Raw genomic sequence first — 20,518 nt, forward strand, 5'->3', positions numbered from 1 at the left:
GCAGAACAGTTTGGATTGTTTAGATAATACAGTTCGAAAAGATTTGAACACGGATAACACTGGGTGGACGGATAAAAAGGGATTTTTATTCTGCTTTGCAGAATAATTCAGATTTTTTAGATAATCCTTGTTCATCGAAATAATAAATCCTGTACATCCATCAAATCCATTTCATCCGTGTGCCTGTATTCCTTTTTTACAGGGCGGCACATGATAGTTTACGCTTTTAAAAAGGTATTTTTAAAGCTGCTTAAATGGCTATATGAAAAGAAATCTTGTTTTTATTTTGACGCTTTTACTGGTGGGTAAAAGTTTTGGTCAGCAACTTACAATTGCGAATTTGCAATGTGAACATAAAGTAAATCCACCGGGCATTAACACTACAGCACCACAATTCAGCTGGCAACTACAATCTCCACAACGCAATGTTGTACAAACGGCGTACAGAGTTTTAGTTTCAGATAAGGTTGAACTACTTCAAAAAAATGTGGGTAATATCTGGGATTCAAAAAAGATCAGCAGTAATCAATCGATACAAATTTTATTCAAAGGGAAAAAAATAAGTGCCGCTGCAAAATATTTCTGGAAGGTGCAGGTATGGGATAATAAAAATAATACTACCTGGAGTGAACCTGCAAATTTTACAACAGGATTATTAACTATCAATGACTGGAGTAATGCTAAATGGATTGGCTATGAAGAATTACCAGATTCTCTATTGACAGTGCCGGGAGTGCATAGTCCTGATATAAAAAGAAAATTGGGTCCTGATAAATTAAAGCAAAGAAGTATTGTGCCCTTATTCAGAAAATTATTTACAGCAGAAAAAGAAATTGCTGCTGCAACAGTTTATGTAAGTGGATTAGGCCAATATGAATTAAGTATTAATGGAGAAAAAATCGGGAATAGTTTTTTAGCACCTGGGTGGACCAATTACGATAAAAAAGTATTGTACAATATTTATGATGTAACCAATATTGTAAAGCAAGGCGATAACGTTATTGGTGCAATTGTGGGTAACGGATTCTATAATATCAGCAGGGAAAGGTATATTAAATTGGCAGTAGCTTATGGTTATCCAAAACTCATTTGTAAAATGGTTATCACGTATACGGATAGATCATCTGCAATTGTAGTAAGCGATCAGTCATGGACAACAACACCATCACCCATTACTTTCACCAGTATTTATGGTGGCGAAGATTATGATGCCAACCTGGAACAGAAAGGATGGGATAATAAAAATTTTAATGATGCCGGTTGGAAACAGGCGATAGCAGTTACCCCGCCAAAAGGATTACTGGAAGCAGAGATGGATAATGCCATAAAAGTAAATGCGGTTTTAAATGTGCAAACTGTAATTAAACCAAAGGATAGTGTATACCTGTTCGACTTTGCACAAAATCTTTCCGGGATAATTGAATTAAAAGTTCAAGGTAAAAAAGGACAGGTAGTAAAATTATCTCCCGGCGAATTAGTTCATAGCACTAAACTCATCAATCAGAATGCAACCGGGAAGCCTTACTATTATTCCTACACTTTAAAAGGTGATGGTGTGGAAACCTGGCGCCAACGTTTTACTTACACCGGTTTCAGGTATGTGCAGGTGGAAGGTGCCATACCTGATACGGTAACTGCTTCCGGCGACTTTGCAAAAATTATCAGCCTTACTTCTTTACATACCGGTAATTCATCCACATTAAACGGATCGTTTGAATGTTCCAATAAATTATTCAATGATATTAACCATTTAATTCAATGGGCTATCAAAAGTAATTTACAAAGTGTGGTTACTGATTGTCCGCATAGGGAAAAACTAAGCTGGCTGGAACAGGATTATTTAATGGGCGGTTCTATCAATGCCAATTATGATGTATATCAACTCTATAAAAAATTAGTGTATGATATGATGGAAGCTCAAACTGCAGAAGGCCTGGTTCCTGATATTGCACCTGAATTTGTTTTCTTTGATGATAATGGTTTTGGCTTTCGTGATTCGCCGGAGTGGGGCAGTGCTTCGGTAATTGTGCCCTGGTTGTTGTACAAATGGTACGGCGATGAAGCGATTTTAAAAACAGCTTATCCCATGATGAAAAAATATGTAGCTTATTTACAAAAAAAATCTGCCAGCAATATTTTAGATTTTGGTTTAGGCGATTGGTATGACTATGGCCCTAAGCCACCAGGTGTTGCACAACTTACGCCCAAAGCTTTAACTGCAACGGCTATTTATTTTTATGATGTGCAATTATTATCACAGATAGCAACAGTAATAAAAAATAATGCTGATGCTGTGGAGTATAAAAAATTGGGATCGGAAATAAATACTGCATTTACCAATAAGTTTTTTAATACTGCAACAAAAGTATATTCTACTGGTAGCCAGACAGCTATGGCCATGCCACTTTGTGTTGGATTAGTAGCTACAAAAGATAAAGCTGCTGTGATGAAAAATATGGTGGACTCCATTATTGCATCCGGAAAAAAATTAACCGCAGGTGATATAGGTTTTCATTTTTTAATACAGGCCTTGCATGAAGGCAACGCATCGCAATTAATTTATGATATGAATTACAGGGATGATGTGGCTGGTTATGGCTATCAGTTAAAAAAAGGAGCTACTGCTTTAACAGAATCATGGGCGGCATTAGCAGAAGTATCCAACAATCATTTAATGCTGGGGCATATCATGCAATGGTTTTACGAAGGGCTGGGAGGAATACAACAAGCAGAAAATTCAGTTGGCTATAAACAAATTGTGATTAAGCCTGAAGTTGTTGGCGATATCAGTTATGTAAATGCTAATCATCAAACCGTATATGGTAATATTGTTAGTCAATGGAAAAAAACTACTGGAGTTTTTGAATTGTATGTAGAAATTCCTGCTAATACAACGGCAACAATTTATTTACCATCTAAAGAAATAAAAAATATTACGGAAGGTGATAAAGCCATTACCAATGCAAATGGTATATCAATTGCAGGTGTGGAAAATGGAAGGGTGAAGATAAAAATTGGTTCAGGGAAATTTCATTTCAAAGTAATCAATCCTCTTTTTTAAATACTTGTTTATTAGGTTGACTGGAAGCTGGAGCTTCCAGGTATATTTGACGCCGTGGGTGGATTCGAACCACCGTAAAAAGGTTTTGCAGACCAATACCTGTCCAGCTCGGTCACACGGCTGTATCTGGAAGCTCCTGCTTCCAGTCATTATTTTAAAACATAACGGTAATAATTTTTTTGCAAAGTAGTATAATATGAAATGATCATCGCCAATACAAAAATGATGACCGCCGTTTTTATTTGCCAGTAACTGGCGGAATAAAAAGGTAAATAAAGTAATACGGCCAGCCTGATATATTCCATATAAAATACCCAGCGTTTTTGCTCCATTATAGCGCCACAGTTGATCAATGTTAATACAGTTACCAATGCAAAAGCCACTTTAATATTAAGTGAAGCATATTGCTCCAGTAAAATAAAAATGGAAAGGCTGATCAATAAAACGATCATCTGCCACACCACATATTTATTCAATGGCTTGTCGATGGCAATCTGATTCTGGTGTACATTAAAAATTTCTTCAGCCTTCTTACGTAATGAAGGATCCACTTTATCGGGTCTTCCAAACAATACTTTTATTTTTTCTTTAAAGCCATCGGCATTTTTTATCGCCAGCCACAATTCAATAAAAAAGTGAAAGTGCTGCCAGAGAAAACTATAAGTATTTAATGGTTTGGTTAAGCCATACACTGGTTCTTCTTCTTCCTTTACAAAAGTGCCAAAGAGTTTATCCCAGATGATGAGTACATCGCCATAGTTTTTATCAAGGTATTTTTCATTGCTGGCATGATGCACACGATGATGTGAAGGTGTTACTAAAATATATTCTAAAATGCCAAGCTTTCCTATCAAACGGGTATGAATAAAGAATGGGTACAAACCATGTACTAAAAGTATGGCAGTTATCATGCCTGCATTAAAACCTAACAAAGGCAATACCAACCAAAAGCCGTGACGAAAAATGGCCTGTAATACGGTGATACGTGCCGACACGGTTAAGTTATAATCTTCGCTCTGGTGGTGTACAATATGCGCCATCCAGAAAAGATTGATCTCATGCCCAAGGCGATGATACCAGTACCAGATAAAATCGGTAGCGATAAATAAAAGTATCCATACAAATACACCGGACTGAATATGAAAGAGACCATATTTTTTCTGTACTGTATCGTACACAAAATAAAATACACCGGCTACAAAAACATCAGCCAGTCTTTCTGCAATTCCAATACTGATATTAGCAATAGAATTGTGCAGGTTAAAATAATGCAGCCCTTTCTTTTTTGCAATACTATATTCAAGCAAAATAAAGCCTACAAATAAAGGGATGGCAAAACCAAGGATGTTGATGTGCATGCGATGAATTTTATTTTTCCTTTAATTTAATAACCAGCTTTTGTGTGGTACTTGAAATAGTCAGTTTATAACTCTCGTAGTTTTTGTGACAAATAATTAATGTAATAGGCAGGGGCATCCAGGTAGCAATTTTAAATTCTCCTTCATCTGTAGTAGTTGTTTCTTCAATCCTCGGAACAAAATATACCTGTGCTCCCCCTACAGGGATGTTAGTATTACACAATACTTTTCCTTCTATAATGGCAGGCAAAAGCTGTTGCATATTGTTGTAGGATAAAATCATGATGACTGTAAAATAATGCTGTTGTAAATGTAAGTAATTTAATTAGTCTATCAAAATTATAGACTAATTAAATATACTTTTAACAATTTCATTTTTAGCACAAAAATTTAATTCGTTTTTAATCTCAGTGGAAATAATTATTCGCCTTTAGAAGCGGCATATAATTCGTACCAGTCCTGGCGGTCGAGATCAACAGAAAAAGCATTCACTATATTTCTTATCCTTTGCTCGTTAGTAGTGCCAATAATTGGTAACGCACCTAATTTTATTAACCAGGCAACAGCAGTAGACTCTACATTAGCGCCATATTTTTTACCAATGTCTTCCAGTTTTTGTTGTACTCTTATTGCTAATTTATCTGTACCGGTTTCAATTCTGCCGCCAGCCAGCGGTGCAGAAACTAAAGGGCGCATGTATTTCTGTTTGATATAATCCAGTTGCCCGTTATCTAATGCCACAGTGTTTAATAAATTTAATTCGATATGATTAGTTACGATAGGTGTTCTTAAATAAGAGGCCAACAACTGGTGTTGAAAAACGGTAAAGTTGGCAACGCCAATATTTTTTATTTTGCCCGAGCTTCTTAATTGATCTAAAACCAATGCTGTTTCCTCTAAATTTGAAATAGGATCTAAATGATCTAAAAGAAAAATGTCAATATAATCCGTCTTTAATTTGCGTAAGGAATTATCAACGCTTTGCAGGATATGTTCTTTTGAAGTATTGTAATGCTTGATACGGATGTCAGGATTACCGGGATTAGGAATATTCAATCCGCATTTTGTAAACAACACAATATCTTCTCTTTTAAAAGATTTTTGTGCCAATACTTTTCCAAATACTTCTTCACTTTTCCAGGAGCCATATACATCGGCATGATCAAATGTATTGATGCCAAGTTCCAAACAAAGGTTCACAATTTTTTCCATGGTGGCAGCGGTATTATCTACTTCTGTACTCCATCTCCAGAAACCATAAATAGCGGGAGAAACTTTTGGGCCTGCGTCGCTTAAATATATTTTTTCCATACTGTTATTTTTTGTTTTCTAAGTTAACTACAAATTATTGAATTACTATTATGACTTCTTTTTCCTGGCATCAATATTCTGAAAGAAGAATACTCTGGCCACGTTAGTATTTTTATATTTGTTACCTGCAGCTAACTGCTGAAACACATTCATATATCCAAACTGCAGGTTGCTGGCTTCACTTACCTGGTATTTCAGCCCGAGAAAAAACCTGTTCTGATCAAAATAATTATTTACAATTTGTTTGCCGAAATTAATATGCACTTCATCATTTGCAATAAACGACCAGGCTTTGGGTACAACGCCTTTCTTACTTAAGGGAACTTCGTACCAGAAATTGTAACGCAGTTTCCAGCCAAAGCCATAACCATCAGCCAGAGTGGAATCGTTTAAAATTTTGCGCTTATATTTTTCTTCCAGCCTGAACCATTGCATCATTCTTTTTTTACCATATTTGGTATGCCACTGAATTTGCTGCCATGGCCGGTGCTCCGCTTGTGAGATTTGCTTATGATTATCGCCGGGATAATTAGTTACATAGGCATAACCTAAAGTGAATTTTGTAGCATCGTTAATATAATAAGTCAAGCCCAGTCTTATAATGCTCTGCGAAAAATTATCTACAAAATCTTCTTTGGTTCTCAAATGCAGGTCTGTCCATATGCCCCATTTTTTAGTCAAACGGGTTTGATTAAAATAACCCAGCCATACCTGGTTTAGTTTTTCAGTTTGTTTGGTTTGAGCAGTACTGCTCACGCCAAACAATAATGCGGTGCAGCATAAGCAAATTTTTAAAGCACTTAATTTCGTTTTCATCAATTCTTTTATTTTGTTGAACTGCAAATGATTTATTTATAAGGTAACCTGTAATCTTTTATTGTTTTTTAATTTGCTGGAAGCCGGAGCTTCCAGGTACATCTTGACCCTCTGGATGAATTCGAGCCAGCGTTTGTTTTGTACCTGGAAGCTCCAGCTTCCAGGTGTATCTTTTGACGCTCTGAGTGGATTCGAACCACCGTCTGTGATTTATGAGATCACTCAGCCTCCTATGGCCAGAGCTGTGTAAGGGCATTCCTAAGAATAGGATTGCCGGTTAACGATTGTGCTATGCTCTAAAGAATCGTTTTAGTTTAGTGTGTTGTACCTGGAAGCTCCGGCTTCCAGTTTTATCTTTTGCTGGAAGCTGGAGCTTCCAGGTACAATTTGACGCCCCGGTTGGATTCGAACCAACGTAAAAGATTTTGCAGATCCTGGCCTGTCCGCTTGGCTACGGGGCTGTAAGTAAAGCTCCCTTAGGAATAAGGGCGCTTTAACGATTGCTTGCTATGCTATATGAAAAAAAGGGTAGTGTCTTATTTGTTTAATAAACCGTCAACAGTAATGGCTGCATAGTATAATGCACCAATGGTTGGCCCACCTGCATATTGAATATGCCTGTTGTTTAAAATATCTGTGCCTCCTAATTTGATGGTAGATTTAATTTTAGGTAAACGATAAGTAACCTGTGCATCAATATTATTAATGGCATCAACTGCACCTGTTACTAACGGACTTTCCCATAAGAAACTATCCTGCCATTTCCATACAATATTAAAACCGATATTTCTTGTAATGGCCCTGTTACCAAAAGAAATGTTACTGGTGAATTTTGGTGTATTAAAACCTGTTACAAACAGATCAGGTGTACTGTTGCCTTTAATATTATTGTAGTTAACATTACCTGAGATAGTAAAGGTTTTATAAAAATTATACGTTACACCTACTGAAGAACCATAAGTAGTGTATTTGTTTTTTGCATTGGTGTATACACGGTAACGCTCCTGGCCTTTGCTGGCAGCATTACCGCCACTTGCAGTGGTAGCATCCCTGTTCCTGTCAATCATTGCAATGGTTGCAGCATCCGAACCAACAGTTTCTCCAATGGGAACATATACCTGTACCTGGCCAAGAAAACCATCATAAATGTTTGCATAAGCATCTACATCAATAAATACTTTGTTGTTATCCAATACTGCTTTATAACCTACTTCGTAAGAGTTGATGCCTTCAGGACGGCCATCAGGTAAGTTGGCCACCTGCAATAAATTTTTGTTAGCTATTGCCGCAGCATCTGTATTACCTGCAGCTTTTACTGCAGCGTTAAATACAGCAACAGATGATTGGGTGTAACTATTTTCCCTGTAGCCTAAACCTTCATTGATGATTGGTAAGATACCAACACGTTTTACCCTGCCATTATTTACATAAGATAAGGCTTCAAACAATGCAGGGAAGCGATAACCTTGCTGAAAAGTAACCCTGAAATTATGTCTTTCATTAGCAGTATAAACTGCGGCTATACGTGGGGTTAACTTTGCAGTAAATTCCGGATTGTAATCTGCACGAAGTGATCCCCACAATTTTAATTTTTCATTAAAGAAAGTTTTGGTTGCCTGTACAAAGCCACCGATCTTTTTATAGTATGTGTCTTTACCAAAACTGCCATCTGGTAAAACAGTATTTCTTTCCGCAATAGGACGGGTAAAGTCAACAAAATTATTACCATCAGGTATCAATGCATACAAGCGGGCATCACCACCTACTAATAAATTAAAATACTTTACCTGTTGGGTAAGATCTAACTGGCCTTCGATATGATACAAATTACTTTTTTGAATTAATGCAGCACCACCGGTTACAGGTGCATTAGGGATAGTGCTTGATTTAATATCCCAGTTGTTAATTTTAATGATAGAATCTTTTACAATATTGAATCTTTGTGTACCCGGTTCAACACGGCCAAGGTCGGCCTGCTGGCGGGCATACGCTGTTGCTGCTGCAAGGTTAGCAGATGTTAAACTGCCACCGTGATCTGCGGCATAACCATTTAATGCGGTTTTATACTTGGTACCCCATGCGCTTGCACTTCCACCTGTATACAGATCTAAATTATCTGCCAATGGTTTTACGTTGTAAGAATCACCTGTATTTTCATTGGTGGTGTACGCTTTAATAGTAAAACTTTTTCCCTTCAATTCCAATTGGTGATTTTGCACCACAACATTATCCAGTTTTACTTTATTACCTCTTTGAAAAACGCCATCCATTTTACCAATGCGGTAGGTATAAGTCAGCTGAGTGTTTTTAGTAAATTTATAAACGAGTGCTGCATCAAATTTTAAATTATCTACTTTAGGATCAACAAGGTCTTTTTCCCAATAACCGGTACGTGCAACAGTTAATGTTCTGTTGGCAGTACCATCAATGTTTAAGCCTGTTACAGAAACAGTATTACTTCCTGCCAGTGCATCATCCCCGTATTTATTCCAGCCATCAAATGCCACATTGTTAGCGCCATCAAGTGCTGAATAGGCAGGGTTAGCAGTATTTTTGTTATTGGGGTTTTGATCGGTTTGTGTATTAGAAATCCAGTCAACACCTTGTAAATAACTACCGTTAATTTTAAAAGCGAATTTATTTTTAAAGGCTTTGGCATAACGGAAAGCCGTTTCAGTTAATAAACTTGTACTGTGGTCGGTACCATCAACATGGTTTACACCAGTGCGTTGAAATACGCTTAAGCCTTGTGTAGTGAACGGATTTTTAGTGATCAGGTTTGCCATGCCGTTAATGGCATTCATTCCGTATAAAGCCGATGCTGCGCCAGGTGTAACTTCAATACTTTGTATATCCAGTTCTGTGGGGCCAATGGCATTACCTAATGGCACACCTAATGTTGCTGCCTGCATATCTATTCCATCCACTAATTGCATAAAACGAAAATTGTTGGGAATATTAAAACCTCTTGTGTTAGGCACTTTAAATGTTATTGATGAAGTGGTAAGCTGTACACCTTTTACATTGCCCAGCGCATCATAAAAAGATGCAGCGGGTGTTTCTTTCAATGCTTTCAAATCGAGCTTTTCAATGCTTACCGGTGATTTTAATATTTTTTCAGAAGTGCGGCTTGCGGTTACCACTACTTCATTAGCTAAAAAAGTCTGGCTGGTTAATTGAATAGCCAGTTTGGCATTGGTACTTTTTACTTCTAACTCCTGTGGCGCAAAACCAATGGAGGAGATAACAATAGTGAAAGGTAATTTCTGGTTGATCACTAAAGAAAATTTACCGGTAGAATCGCTGCTGGTACCAATAGTAGTCCCTTTTATGGCAACACTTGCTCCTGCAAGCCCTTCGTGGTTTTCTCCTACTATGCGGCCACTTAAAATTAAAGCACCGTTTAATTGTGCTAAGGTGAATAAAGGTAAAATTGTAAATAATACTGCTATAATTCGTTTCATGTTAATTTGTATATAATAGTTGTAGTAAAGTCTATAAAAATAGTAGACTAATTAAATAAAAAAATTTAAATCATATTGAATCGCATTCGGTGGCAACATCGTTGCAGGGGTGGGAGCGCATAAATTATAAAGTCAGTCTGTTTCATCAAAATATTTATTTGATTGCAAAGATAAGGGGATTTGTATTAGTCCACCAAAATAATAGACTTTTATTTTAAAAATATTTTTACCAATGAAAATAGCAGTAAATAAGAGATTTACCTTGTTATTTTAATTGCTGTATTCAAACGTTGAGCCGCATTATCCCAGTTGATAATATTGAAGAGAGCATCAACAAAATCGGTGCGTTTGTTCTTATATTTTAAATAGTAGGCATGTTCCCACACATCAATTACCAATAAGGGAATGGCGCCCCATTGTGTAAGTTTTTCGTGGTTTTCGCATTGTAAAACATTAAGGCTATCGCTGTAAGGTTGGTAAGCTAAAATGCCCCAGCCATTGCCATCTACGTTTTTTGATGTTTCGGCGATAAGGCCTTTTAATTTATCATAGCTGCCGAAGTTTTTTTCAATGCGCTTTAGCAGGTCACCTTTGGGATCAGTTTTTTTATTGGTAAGATTGGTCCAGAAAATGGAATGCAATACGTGGGAAGAAAAATGATAGGATAATTTTTTTGTCCAGTAATCTACTGTTTCTAAATTATTTTCATCCATCGCTTTTTTTATCATTTGCAGATCTTTATTAGCACCTTTTACTGCACCACCATGATGGAAAGTATAATGCAGGTGCATGGTTTCTGCATCCATATATGGCTCTAAAAAATTTTCGTTGTAGGGCAATGGTTGCATGATATAATTACCATTGGCATCTGTTAGTTTATCAATATCATTATCAGTCAGGTTTTTTGCAAAGGCGTTAGTAGTACCTAATAAAGTTGCAGCGCCGGTAATAGCACCTGCTTTTAAAAAATTTTTCCTGTTCATATAACAAGTTTTAAAATGATACCAATAATAGCGGCCACAATAATGATATATGGCTCCTGTAACTTCTTAATGTAAAGTAGCGAAAATATAGTTGCTGTTGCAATCAAAATAGTTGGTATATCAACAATTTTTTCAGAGCCAATAAAAATGCTTCTTCCGGCAATAACAAATACAGCACCAACCAATGCACCAACTACAGCAGCGGTGATACCATCAACAAATGCTTTTACCGGTTTGTTCTTTGCAATTTTATGAAAGTAGGGTGCTGGGATAACAGTAAATAAATAGCAAGGCAAAAAAGTAGCTATTGCTGCTACACAGGCTCCCGGAAAACCTGCCACCAGGTAACCAATAAAACCAACTGTAATTACCACGGGGCCGGGAGTGATCATAGCAACAGCAACAGCATCTACAAACTGTTGTTCGGTAAGCCAATGATTTTGGGTAACCACGCCGCTGTGTAAAAATGGAACAATGGCTAGGCCGCTGCCAAAAACAAAGGCACCTGCTTTTGTAAAGAAGATGGCAATTTTCTGCAATGTGGTATATTGAAAATCCCAAAAGCCAATCTGCAACAGTACAAATGAATTGGCTAATTTATCCGATGAAAATTTTGGAGGCGATTTTATAAACATGTACAATAGACCTGCTCCTACAAACAATAAAATATTTTCACTTTCCGTGATAAAAGTTATTATGGCTGCAGCAACAAAAAATAACCATAACAACCAGTTTGTTTTAAAAGATTGCAGGTTGAATTTGCCGATTGATTTTACAGTAAGCTTATAAGAACTCATGATGATAATGCCGATTACTGCAGCACCTACGCCATAAAATACAGCATTCATCCAGGGCAGGCCGCCAAATAATTTATAGGCAATGCCTAACAACACTACCATTATAAAAGAAGGAAGAACAAATGCTAGTCCTGCTAGAGTTGCACCTAAGAGGCGGTAATGCACAAAACCTAAATAAATCCCTAATTGCGCTGCTAATGGTCCTGGTGCTAATTGCGCTAAAGCAAGGCCTTGTTTATATTCATCTTCGGAGATCCATTTTTTATTTTCTACGAGGTCTTTATGCATGTAACCTACCAATGCAACCGGGCCGCCAAAGCCAGTACTGCCTAATTTTAGAAAATATTTTATCAGTGATGATAAGGAGTAAGATGGTTTTGGCTCCATGATATAATTTACGCTTCAATGAAAGTTTAATAATGGTAAACCGTACAAGAGTGCGACGCAACGATGTTCAATTGAAAAGCGAATGCTGGTTACCAAAGGCTCATACAAAAGCTTTGCTTTTGCATGATTACTTTAAAAATATTGCCCTGCAAATTGTGATCAGTCCGCAAATGATTACAACAATACCTACAGCAATAAACATTTTTTTTGTAGGTAATTTTGCAGTAAGCATTGCAGAAAATGGCGCAGTAACAATACCACCAATGAGTAAACCTGCAACAACATTCCAATGAGAAATACCGATAGTGAAAATAAATGTAACTGCACTGGCTACTGTAAGAATACATTTTGCAACAGTAGAACTACCAATAACAAACCTGGGTGTATGGCCATTTTTTATAAATGTACCAGTAACTAACGGTCCCCAGCCCCCGCCACCAAAAGAATCGATAAAGCCACCAATTAAACCCAATACAGTGATGTTGCTTTTTTTCTTCTGCTCGTTAATGGTTTTCTTTTTAAATGCATTCTGTAAAATTTTTATGCCCAAATAAATTGTGTAAGCAGCAATAAACGGTTTGGTAACCTTGGCGTATTTTTCTCCTACATAAGTTAACAGCAAAGCACCTATTACAGCACCGATGATTGCAGGAATGGCCAATGCTTTTACTAATTTTTTATTTACATTACCCAGCTGCCAATGGCTGAATGATCCTGCCGCACTGGTAAAAGCTTCGGCAGAATGTATGCTGGCGCTAACTACCGGTGGCGGAACATTTAATATTAATAGTAAGGAAGTACAGATAACGCCATAGCCCATACCCATTGAACCGGCAACCACCTCGGCACCAAAACCTACCAGTAACATCCAGTAAAATCTGTAATGATCCTGTTGCAATGTCAGTTGTAAATTAGTAAGCTGCTCAGCAGATAAAAAAAGATAAGTAGATAGCAATACCAGTAAAATAATAAATATGGCTACCATATATTTATTGATCACTTTTCTCCTGGAAGAAGTTAATTCCTGTTCGGCAACCACCACTTCTTTGGAAAGGGTTATCTCTTCAATCGTTTCTTCTGGAGTATGATCAGGCATTGTTGTTTTTTTGAGATAATGTTTTGGTGAGTTCGTTTAATTGTTTCACTTTTTCGGTAAAGTCGCCGCTCATTTTATTGCGTATGTTTTGCATATTGTCTAACAAAGTGTCAATTTCATCAGGGATTGTTTCATGCAACATTTCTTTTACCCTTTTGGCAATAGTGGGTGATTTACCGTTAGTACTAATAGCAATTTTTAAATTTCCTTTTTTTACAACTGAGCTCAAATAAAAATCGCATAGTTCGGGTTTGTCAGCTGCATTCACTAAGATCTTTTTGTTTTTAGCATCTTCAGCCACCTGCCTGCTTACAAGTGGATCGTTGATGGCTGCAATAATAATATCATGGCCTGTCAGATCATCAATATGGTAAGGTTTTTCTATTAAGCTGATATTGGGATATTGTGTTGCCACATTTTTTATTTCATTACTTATTTGTGTTGCAATAATAGTAATTTTCGTTGCAGGCGAATTGCTGATCACAGCTTCTAATTTTTCCATGCCTACATAACCACCACCAACAATCAGCAAATGGAGATTTTCTAGTTTTAGAAAAACAGGAAATAAATGATTACTGCTTTGCATGTAATGAAATGGTTTTATAGTAAGTAAGCGTTAAAATATGCTGCGATGTATTTGCAGGTAAACGTAACCACATGTAGCCTGCTTGTAATTGCGTTGACTTATTAAAATAGTACACCCCGTTTGCAATAAGTCTATTCTGATCGAAGGACCAACTGTTATGTGCATGTTGCTGCATATATTCATCGGCTATTAATAAAGCCCATTTGGCAGAAAATTTTTGCAGCAACTGCGGTTTTATCCTATAGCGCAATGCATGAAAAGCAGCTTTACTGCTGGTAGCAGAAAAGGAACGTTCTTCTGCTCTTGTCCTTATCTGCAATTGCAATTTTGGGTTAAGGTTCGTTTTGTAATTCAGCTCCTGCCAGTAACGAAATTCTTTTGCAAATTCTTTATTTTGTTTTGTAAAAGAAGTACGGGTAAAAGAGAACGCAGCCCCGGCTGTAACGCTCCATTTATCATTTATAAAATACCTGAGTCCAAAACGGTGCAGGTGCTGTAACGCAGCCGTTGTATTTCCTAAAGTTCTGTAATTAAGATCATTTTGAATCTGCCATCTGGCATTCAGTTGCAGGGGTAAGTGCACACTAAGCCAGGTGCCTGCAGAAGGCCTTTGATTTTGCGCTGTTGCTGATGACAGTAAAGATGGTATTGCTACTATTGCCTGCAGGATGAATAATTTAACGCTAAGGTAGTGTAATTTTTTATTAGTCCATAAAAATAATAGACTAATATTTTGTTTAAGTTGAGATGAGCATAAATGAAGTAAAAATTTAGGGGAATACAACATAATCATCGGTTCAATCTCCTTCATTTACCTTTTTGGAGATAGGAGCTAGTACTCAATTTTTTCAATCCATTCTTTGGCATGCCTTGCTGCATAAGAAATAATGATATTGGCGCCGCCACGCTTTAAAGCTGTCCATACTTCAATATGTGCTTTATCTCTTTCGATAATATTATTTTGTGCCAGCAGCTCAATACTTTGATATTCGCCGCTTACATGGTATGCAGCCAGGGGATGTTTAATCGTGTTACTCAATTCATGTATCACATCCAGGTATGGCAGTGCAGGTTTTACCATTACAATGTCTGCACCTTCTTCAATATCTCTTAAAGTGGAAAGTATGGCATCGTTTTTATTGAATGCAGATGCCTGGTAAGTTCTCCTGTCGTGAATATTGCAGTTGTTGCCTGGCGTGGATTTGCAGGCATCCCTGAATGGCCCGTAAAACTGCGAACTGAATTTTGCAGAATAACTCATGATACTGATATCATCAAACTGGTTTTCGTTTAACGTTTCTCTTATTGCACCAATTCTTCCATCCATCATATCACTTGGTGCAATGCAATCGGCGCCGGCTTTTACTACCTGCAATGCATATTTTGATAATTCTATTACAGATTCAGTATTCAACACTTTATCACGGTTGGCATTTAAAATGCCGCAATGGCCATGATTGGTATAGGCGCATAAACAAAGATCAGCCGCAATCCATACGCTATTACCAAATTTTTTCTTTATCTCCCTTATCGCATTAATGATAAAATGATAATCAAAATTCGATACACTTTTTTTTGCCGGTACCGGGAAGAGTAAAAATTTACTGATGCCTTTTTCCAGGTCTTTTTCAATTTGTACTAATGCAGATTGAATAGTATCGGAGTTAACTTCATTTAATGTGTCAATAACTGTTTGAGTGCTTATCGTTTCATCCAGAAATAATGGCTGGATGAATTCTTTGTGGTTCAACTGAATGGTGGTAGCTAATTCTCGGATATGCTGATTAGCCCTTATCCTGCGGCGGTTGTTATAATAAGAATCGTTCAAGAGGTTTTCTGTTGTTTAGATTTTTTTGGTTTGGATATATAACGCCAAAAATATTTGCAAACCTGCAATCTTCTTTAAACGCATAGCCCATACCTTGCTAATATACCACTATAATTTATAACATTTAACGGGAATGCAAAAATACTGATTTCCTATCAGCTTAGTAGACTGATTAAATAAATATGTCTCCGGCCAGTGGTATTTCAAAAGTAGATATGTTGAAATGATCAGCCAATTTCCTGTAAACTCTCTTTCGTTTTTCGGATAGTTTCGTCTAAATCGGTGTAGGTGAGCGCATTATTAAGGAACCAGCTTTCAAACGCAGAAGGTGGCAGGTAAACGCCTCTTTTCAACATAGCATGAAAATATTTTTTAAACAGATCATTATTGGCTGATGCTGCAGTTGCAAAATCGGTAACTGCATGATTGCTGAAGTGAATACTGATCATAGAGCCAAACTGGTTAATGACATAGGGTTGTGCCCATGCTTTTAATACTTCGTCTAAACCATTTTTTAAGTAAATGGTTTTTTCTTCCAGTTCTGTATAAATTGAAGGATTACTTTTTAATTCCGTGAGCATAGTAAAACCTGCGATCATTGCAATGGGATTACCACTTAATGTGCCTGCCTGGTAAACATTGCCCAACGGAGCAATATGCTGCATAATGGCAACTTTACCACCAAATGCACCCACAGGCATACCGCCGCCAATTACTTTTCCGTAAGTAACCAGATCGGCTCTAATGTTTAATTTTTGTTGTGCACCACCGGCAGCTAGTCTAAAACCTGTCATCACTTCATCTAAAATGAAAACAATATTTTCTTCATCACAAATTGTTCTGAGCGCTTCTAAAAATCCCGGTGCAGGTAAGATACAACCCATATTGCCGGCAACAGGTTCAACAATAACAGCAGCAATTTCATTTTTATTTTCTGCTACTAATTTTTTTACCGCATCAATGTTATTGTAGGGGGCAGTTAAAGTATCGTTGGCCACTCCTGCAGTAACACCAGGCACTGTTTGAATATTAAATGTTGCCACGCCACTCCCGGCCTTTACTAAAAAAGAATCAGCGTGGCCATGATAGTGGCCTTCAAATTTGATGAATTTATTTTTTCCTGTATAGCCTCTTGCTAAACGCAATGCGCTCATACAAGCTTCGGTGCCGCTGCTTACCATGCGTATCATATCTACATTGGGCACCATGCTGATGATGAGTTCAGCCATTTCAATTTCCAATGCTGTTGGTGCACCAAAAGAAGTGGAGCCTAATGCTTTCTCTTGTATAGCTTTTACCACAGGTTCATAAGCATGGCCTAATATCATTGGTCCCCATGAAGCGATGTAATCAATATATTTATTGCCATCGGCATCGTAGAGATATGCACCTTTTGCATTGGTCATAAATACTGGTGTACCACCTACACTTTTGAATGCACGTACCGGAGAGTTCACACCACCGGGAATTGATTTTTGTGCTCTTTCGAATAGCTGCTTACTTTTTTCGTACATGGGTTTTATTTTAACCACAAAGGCGCAAAGTACTCAAAGTTTCATTAAGAATTCTTTGTACTATTTTGTGTCTTCGTGTTTTAGTGGTTCAAAATTCTTACTGCATCTTTTGCAAAATATGTCGCAATCAGATCTGCACCTGCTCTTTTAAAAGAAGTTAATGTTTCAAGTATCGCTTTATCTTCATCGATCCATCCCATTTTAGCCGCTGCTTTAATCATAGCATATTCACCGCTGATATTATACACACTAACAGGAACGTCTACTGCATTTTTTACTTCTCTTACAATATCTAAATAAGGTAAACCTGGTTTTACCATCACAATATCTGCACCTTCTTCCACATCCATTAAGGCTTCTTTCACTGCTTCAATTCTGTTAGCATAATCCATCTGGTAAGTTTTTTTATCGCCAAAGCCCGGAGCACTATCCAGTGCATCACGGAAGGGGCCATAAAAACAAGAAGCATATTTGGCGCTATAAGCCATGATACCGGTATTGATAAAATTATTTTCTTCCAATGCTTTCCTTATAGCACCAATGCGGCCATCCATCATATCGCTGGGGGCAACAAAGTCGGCGCCAGCCTGTGCATGGCTCACACTCATTTGTGCCAGTACCTCAACAGTAGGATCGTTTACAATTTGCCCGTTCTCTACAATACCATCATGGCCATAAGAAGAAAATGGATCCAATGCCACATCTGTCATCACCAGCATTTCAGGTACAGTATCTTTAATAGCTTTTATACTTCTTTGCATCAATCCATTTGGGTTTATTGCTTCAGTCCCTTTATTGTCTTTTAATTCGTCTTTTGATTTTACAAAAAGTAAAACTGATTTGATGCCCATGCGCCACAACTCTTTTACTTCTTTAACAGTATTATCTATGCTATAGCGGAAATAATTGGGCATAGAAGCAATTTCCTGGGTTATATTTTCTCCTTCGGTAATAAATAACGGAACGATAAAATCGTTTGGTGTAAGCATAGTTTCAGCAACCATTGAACGAATGGCTGGTGATTGACGCAAAATGCGATTTCTTCTTTGCAGATACATAATTGTTTTTTTGTGAACTTTTCTAATCAACCGCTGACTGGGTTTTAGCAAGAGTTCGATTTTTTTGCCCATTCATTTTTTTCTTCTTCACTGATTGTGGCTAACCAGTCTTTTGGATGCAGACATACTTCCTGCATTTTATATTCTTCTGTTCCGTAAGCAGGCTGATAATTATATTCAAAACGTACGGTAGGGGGTAAGCTCATCAAAATACTTTCAGTACGTCCATTGGTTTTTAATCCAAACAAAGTGCCACGGTCGTGTACCAAATTAAATTCCACATAACGGCCCCTCCTTATTTCCTGCCAGTGTTTGTTCTCAGGCGTATAAGGCATTGCTTTTCTTTTTTCAACAATGGGGATATATGCTTTAATAAAACCTTGCCCGCATGCTTTAGCAAGGTTCATCCAGAAATGTACATCCTGTTTTTCAGTTGGCCGCTGGTGATCGTAGAAGATACCACCAATGCCTCTTCTTTCTTCATTGCGGTGATGATTTACAAAATAGTCATCACAGGTTTTTTTAAACTGCGGATAAAATGCAGGGTCGGATGCATCGCAGGCATCTTTATAGGTCTGATGAAAATATTTTGCATCTTCTTCAAATAAATAATAGGGTGTAAGATCGGTACCACCACCAAACCAGCGGTCGGCAAGGTTATCATTTTCATCATACAATTCAAACATCCTGTAATTGCAATGCACGGTAGGTACAAATGGATTTAATGGATGTATCACAATACTTATTCCTGCAGCAAACCATTTGCTGCTATCAATGCCTAAATGTGTGCGCATTTTTTCTGTTACATGTCCGTATACTACTGATGTATTCACGCCACCTTTTTCAAATACATTGCCGTTTTGTATCACTTTGGTTAATCCACCGCCACCCTTTCCCTCAGCTCTTTGCCACGGATCTTCAATAAAGGTTGCTTTTCCGTCAACTGCTTCCAAAGCGCTGCATATATCATCCTGTAAATGATAGATAAATTCAATCCATTGCCCACGCAGTTCGGCTGTTTCGGTTTTGTGTGTCATAATCGTAAGTTGTGAGTCGTGAATCGTGAGTGGTGAGTCGTGAGAAGCAGACCTGAGCAGTTAGCTTTCTCCACTCACGGCTGACCACTTACTACTCACGATCCGTATTCTTTTACTGCATCTACAAATGCTTTTGCATGATCTACCGGAACGTTCGGTGTAATGCCATGTCCTAAATTAGCAATGTAATTCTGAATGCCAAAGGCATCGATCATTTCTTTTACTGCTTTTTTAATATCCGGTATTGGTGCCAGTAATTTTGCAGGATCAAAATTACCTTGTAACGTGATTTTATTTTGCGTAAGCTCTCTTGCCATTTGCGGCGAAACGCACCAATCGATGCCAACACCTGCTGCACTGCTTTCACTCAATTCTTTCAATGCATACCAGCTTCCTTTAGGGAATAGAATCACAGGGGCATCATCTTTTAATGCATCTGCAATTTGTAATAAATAAGGCTGTGCAAATATTTTAAAATCTGCCGGGCTTAAAGATCCTGCCCAGCTATCAAAAACCTGTACCGTATCGGCACCGGCTTTTACCTGTGCTTTTAAATAGTCAATAGTGATAGTAGTTATTTTTTGTAATAAAGCATGCGCCAGTTCAGTTTGGGTATAAGCAAATTGTTTGGCTTTGTCCCATGTTTTGCTTCCTTTACCTTCAATCATGTAACATAAAATGGTCCATGGTGCACCGGCAAAACCAATCAATGGTACACGGCCATTCAGTTCTTTTTTAGTAAGACTTAATGCATTCATCACATAGCTTAAACTTTCTTCGGCACCGGTGGTAATTAATGCATCAATATCCGCTTTTGTTTTAATTGTTTTGGGTAGTGATGGCCCTTTGCCTTCTTCCATCAATACTTCCAGGCCCATTGCTTGTGGTATCACTAAAATATCAGAAAAGATAATAGCAGCATCAACGCCTACCTGGTCAACAGGTTGTAAAGTTATTGCTGTTGCTAACTCTGGTGTTTGCACACGGGTAAAGAAATCATATTTATCCCTCAGCTTTATATAGTCGGGTAAATACCTTCCTGCCTGGCGCATCATCCATACCGGAGGGCGCTCAACAGTTTCTTTTCTTAAGGCTCTTAGTAACAGGTCGTTCTTTAGTTGTGTCATAGTCGTGAGTCGTGAGTTGTGAGACGTGAGTCGTGAATGGTGAATCGTTAGCGAAAAGTCTTCAATTTGCAGACTGCCACTCACGACTGACGATT

General features: G+C 37.6%; 16 protein-coding genes and 2 tRNA genes. 1 reads left to right on the forward strand and 17 read right to left on the reverse strand.

Features of this window, described 5'->3' with window-relative positions; all coding sequences use genetic code 11:
* The first annotated feature begins 262 nt into the window (after positions 1-262).
* A complete protein-coding gene (locus tag ACQ334_RS01990) occupies positions 263-3,061 on the forward strand; it encodes a family 78 glycoside hydrolase catalytic domain (RefSeq protein ID WP_430986481.1) in 2,799 nt (932 codons plus the stop codon).
* Positions 3,062-3,110: 49 nt separating this feature from the next.
* Here ACQ334_RS01990 and ACQ334_RS01995 read toward each other — a convergent pair.
* The 17 genes from ACQ334_RS01995 to hemE form a co-directional block, all read right to left on the reverse strand.
* Positions 3,111-3,183 (reverse strand) — tRNA-Cys (locus ACQ334_RS01995).
* 27 nt (positions 3,184-3,210) lie between these two features.
* Complete coding sequence (locus ACQ334_RS02000) at positions 3,211-4,419, reverse strand: sterol desaturase family protein (RefSeq protein WP_430986482.1); 1,209 nt, start codon at positions 4,417-4,419, stop codon at positions 3,211-3,213.
* A 10-nt stretch (positions 4,420-4,429) separates the two neighbouring features.
* The gene (locus ACQ334_RS02005; protein WP_430986483.1) at positions 4,430-4,681 is read right to left on the reverse strand and encodes a hypothetical protein; all 252 of its coding nucleotides are present in this window, start codon (positions 4,679-4,681) and stop codon (positions 4,430-4,432) included.
* A 158-nt stretch (positions 4,682-4,839) separates the two neighbouring features.
* Positions 4,840-5,730 carry an aldo/keto reductase gene (locus ACQ334_RS02010; protein WP_430986484.1) on the reverse strand — a complete coding sequence of 297 codons (891 nt, stop codon included), beginning with the start codon at positions 5,728-5,730 and terminating at the stop codon, positions 4,840-4,842.
* A 48-nt stretch (positions 5,731-5,778) separates the two neighbouring features.
* Complete coding sequence (locus tag ACQ334_RS02015) at positions 5,779-6,546, reverse strand: DUF2490 domain-containing protein (protein WP_430986485.1); 768 nt, start codon at positions 6,544-6,546, stop codon at positions 5,779-5,781.
* Positions 6,547-6,936: 390 nt separating this feature from the next.
* Positions 6,937-7,007: transfer RNA gene (locus ACQ334_RS02020), tRNA-Cys, on the reverse strand.
* Between the two features lie 75 nt (positions 7,008-7,082).
* A complete protein-coding gene (locus ACQ334_RS02025) occupies positions 7,083-10,010 on the reverse strand; it encodes a TonB-dependent receptor (RefSeq protein ID WP_430986486.1) in 2,928 nt (975 codons plus the stop codon).
* A gap of 257 nt (positions 10,011-10,267) precedes the next feature.
* The gene (locus ACQ334_RS02030; protein ID WP_430986487.1) at positions 10,268-10,993 is read right to left on the reverse strand and encodes a Fe-Mn family superoxide dismutase; all 726 of its coding nucleotides are present in this window, start codon (positions 10,991-10,993) and stop codon (positions 10,268-10,270) included.
* Positions 10,990-12,177: a chromate transporter gene (locus tag ACQ334_RS02035; protein ID WP_430986488.1), complete on the reverse strand. Its 1,188-nt coding sequence runs from the start codon at positions 12,175-12,177 to the stop codon at positions 10,990-10,992. Before ACQ334_RS02035 ends, ACQ334_RS02030 begins: the two co-directional genes overlap by 4 nt.
* Before the next feature lie 127 nt (positions 12,178-12,304).
* Positions 12,305-13,273, reverse strand: a complete 969-nt coding sequence (locus tag ACQ334_RS02040) for a sulfite exporter TauE/SafE family protein (protein ID WP_430986489.1) — start codon at positions 13,271-13,273, stop codon at positions 12,305-12,307.
* Complete coding sequence (locus ACQ334_RS02045) at positions 13,266-13,859, reverse strand: precorrin-2 dehydrogenase/sirohydrochlorin ferrochelatase family protein (RefSeq protein WP_430986490.1); 594 nt, start codon at positions 13,857-13,859, stop codon at positions 13,266-13,268. Before ACQ334_RS02045 ends, ACQ334_RS02040 begins: the two co-directional genes overlap by 8 nt.
* Positions 13,846-14,670, reverse strand: a complete 825-nt coding sequence (locus ACQ334_RS02050) for a DUF2490 domain-containing protein (protein WP_430986491.1) — start codon at positions 14,668-14,670, stop codon at positions 13,846-13,848. The genes ACQ334_RS02045 and ACQ334_RS02050 overlap by 14 nt, the downstream gene beginning before the upstream one ends.
* 21 nt (positions 14,671-14,691) lie before the next feature.
* A complete protein-coding gene (hemB, locus tag ACQ334_RS02055; RefSeq protein WP_430986492.1) occupies positions 14,692-15,687 on the reverse strand; it encodes a porphobilinogen synthase in 996 nt (331 codons plus the stop codon).
* Positions 15,688-15,914: 227 nt separating this feature from the next.
* A complete protein-coding gene (gene hemL, locus ACQ334_RS02060) occupies positions 15,915-17,201 on the reverse strand; it encodes a glutamate-1-semialdehyde 2,1-aminomutase (protein WP_430986493.1) in 1,287 nt (428 codons plus the stop codon).
* Between the two features lie 80 nt (positions 17,202-17,281).
* Positions 17,282-18,259, reverse strand: a complete 978-nt coding sequence (hemB, locus tag ACQ334_RS02065; protein WP_430986494.1) for a porphobilinogen synthase — start codon at positions 18,257-18,259, stop codon at positions 17,282-17,284.
* A 44-nt stretch (positions 18,260-18,303) separates the two neighbouring features.
* Positions 18,304-19,296 carry an oxygen-dependent coproporphyrinogen oxidase gene (hemF, locus tag ACQ334_RS02070; RefSeq protein WP_430986495.1) on the reverse strand — a complete coding sequence of 331 codons (993 nt, stop codon included), beginning with the start codon at positions 19,294-19,296 and terminating at the stop codon, positions 18,304-18,306.
* Between the two features lie 95 nt (positions 19,297-19,391).
* Positions 19,392-20,423 carry a uroporphyrinogen decarboxylase gene (hemE, locus tag ACQ334_RS02075; protein ID WP_430986496.1) on the reverse strand — a complete coding sequence of 344 codons (1,032 nt, stop codon included), beginning with the start codon at positions 20,421-20,423 and terminating at the stop codon, positions 19,392-19,394.
* Between the last annotated feature and the right edge of the window lie 95 nt (positions 20,424-20,518).

The sequence above is a fragment of the Ferruginibacter sp. SUN106 genome, from assembly GCF_050611765.1.
Taxonomy (GTDB): Bacteria; Bacteroidota; Bacteroidia; order Chitinophagales; family Chitinophagaceae; genus Ferruginibacter.

Coding starts and splice junctions, on each gene's coding strand:
- ACQ334_RS01990 (WP_430986481.1), top strand. CDS start 263: ATGAAAAGAAATCTTGTTTTTATTTTGACGCTTTTACTGGTGGGTAAA.
- ACQ334_RS02000 (WP_430986482.1), bottom strand. CDS start 4,419: ATGCACATCAACATCCTTGGTTTTGCCATCCCTTTATTTGTAGGCTTT.
- ACQ334_RS02005 (WP_430986483.1), bottom strand. CDS start 4,681: ATGCAACAGCTTTTGCCTGCCATTATAGAAGGAAAAGTATTGTGTAAT.
- ACQ334_RS02010 (WP_430986484.1), bottom strand. CDS start 5,730: ATGGAAAAAATATATTTAAGCGACGCAGGCCCAAAAGTTTCTCCCGCT.
- ACQ334_RS02015 (WP_430986485.1), bottom strand. CDS start 6,546: ATGAAAACGAAATTAAGTGCTTTAAAAATTTGCTTATGCTGCACCGCA.
- ACQ334_RS02025 (WP_430986486.1), bottom strand. CDS start 10,010: ATGAAACGAATTATAGCAGTATTATTTACAATTTTACCTTTATTCACC.
- ACQ334_RS02030 (WP_430986487.1), bottom strand. CDS start 10,993: ATGAACAGGAAAAATTTTTTAAAAGCAGGTGCTATTACCGGCGCTGCA.
- ACQ334_RS02035 (WP_430986488.1), bottom strand. CDS start 12,177: ATGGAGCCAAAACCATCTTACTCCTTATCATCACTGATAAAATATTTT.
- ACQ334_RS02040 (WP_430986489.1), bottom strand. CDS start 13,273: ATGCCTGATCATACTCCAGAAGAAACGATTGAAGAGATAACCCTTTCC.
- ACQ334_RS02045 (WP_430986490.1), bottom strand. CDS start 13,859: ATGCAAAGCAGTAATCATTTATTTCCTGTTTTTCTAAAACTAGAAAAT.
- ACQ334_RS02050 (WP_430986491.1), bottom strand. CDS start 14,670: ATGAAGGAGATTGAACCGATGATTATGTTGTATTCCCCTAAATTTTTA.
- hemL (WP_430986493.1), bottom strand. CDS start 17,201: ATGTACGAAAAAAGTAAGCAGCTATTCGAAAGAGCACAAAAATCAATT.
- hemB (WP_430986494.1), bottom strand. CDS start 18,259: ATGTATCTGCAAAGAAGAAATCGCATTTTGCGTCAATCACCAGCCATT.
- hemF (WP_430986495.1), bottom strand. CDS start 19,296: ATGACACACAAAACCGAAACAGCCGAACTGCGTGGGCAATGGATTGAA.
- hemE (WP_430986496.1), bottom strand. CDS start 20,423: ATGACACAACTAAAGAACGACCTGTTACTAAGAGCCTTAAGAAAAGAA.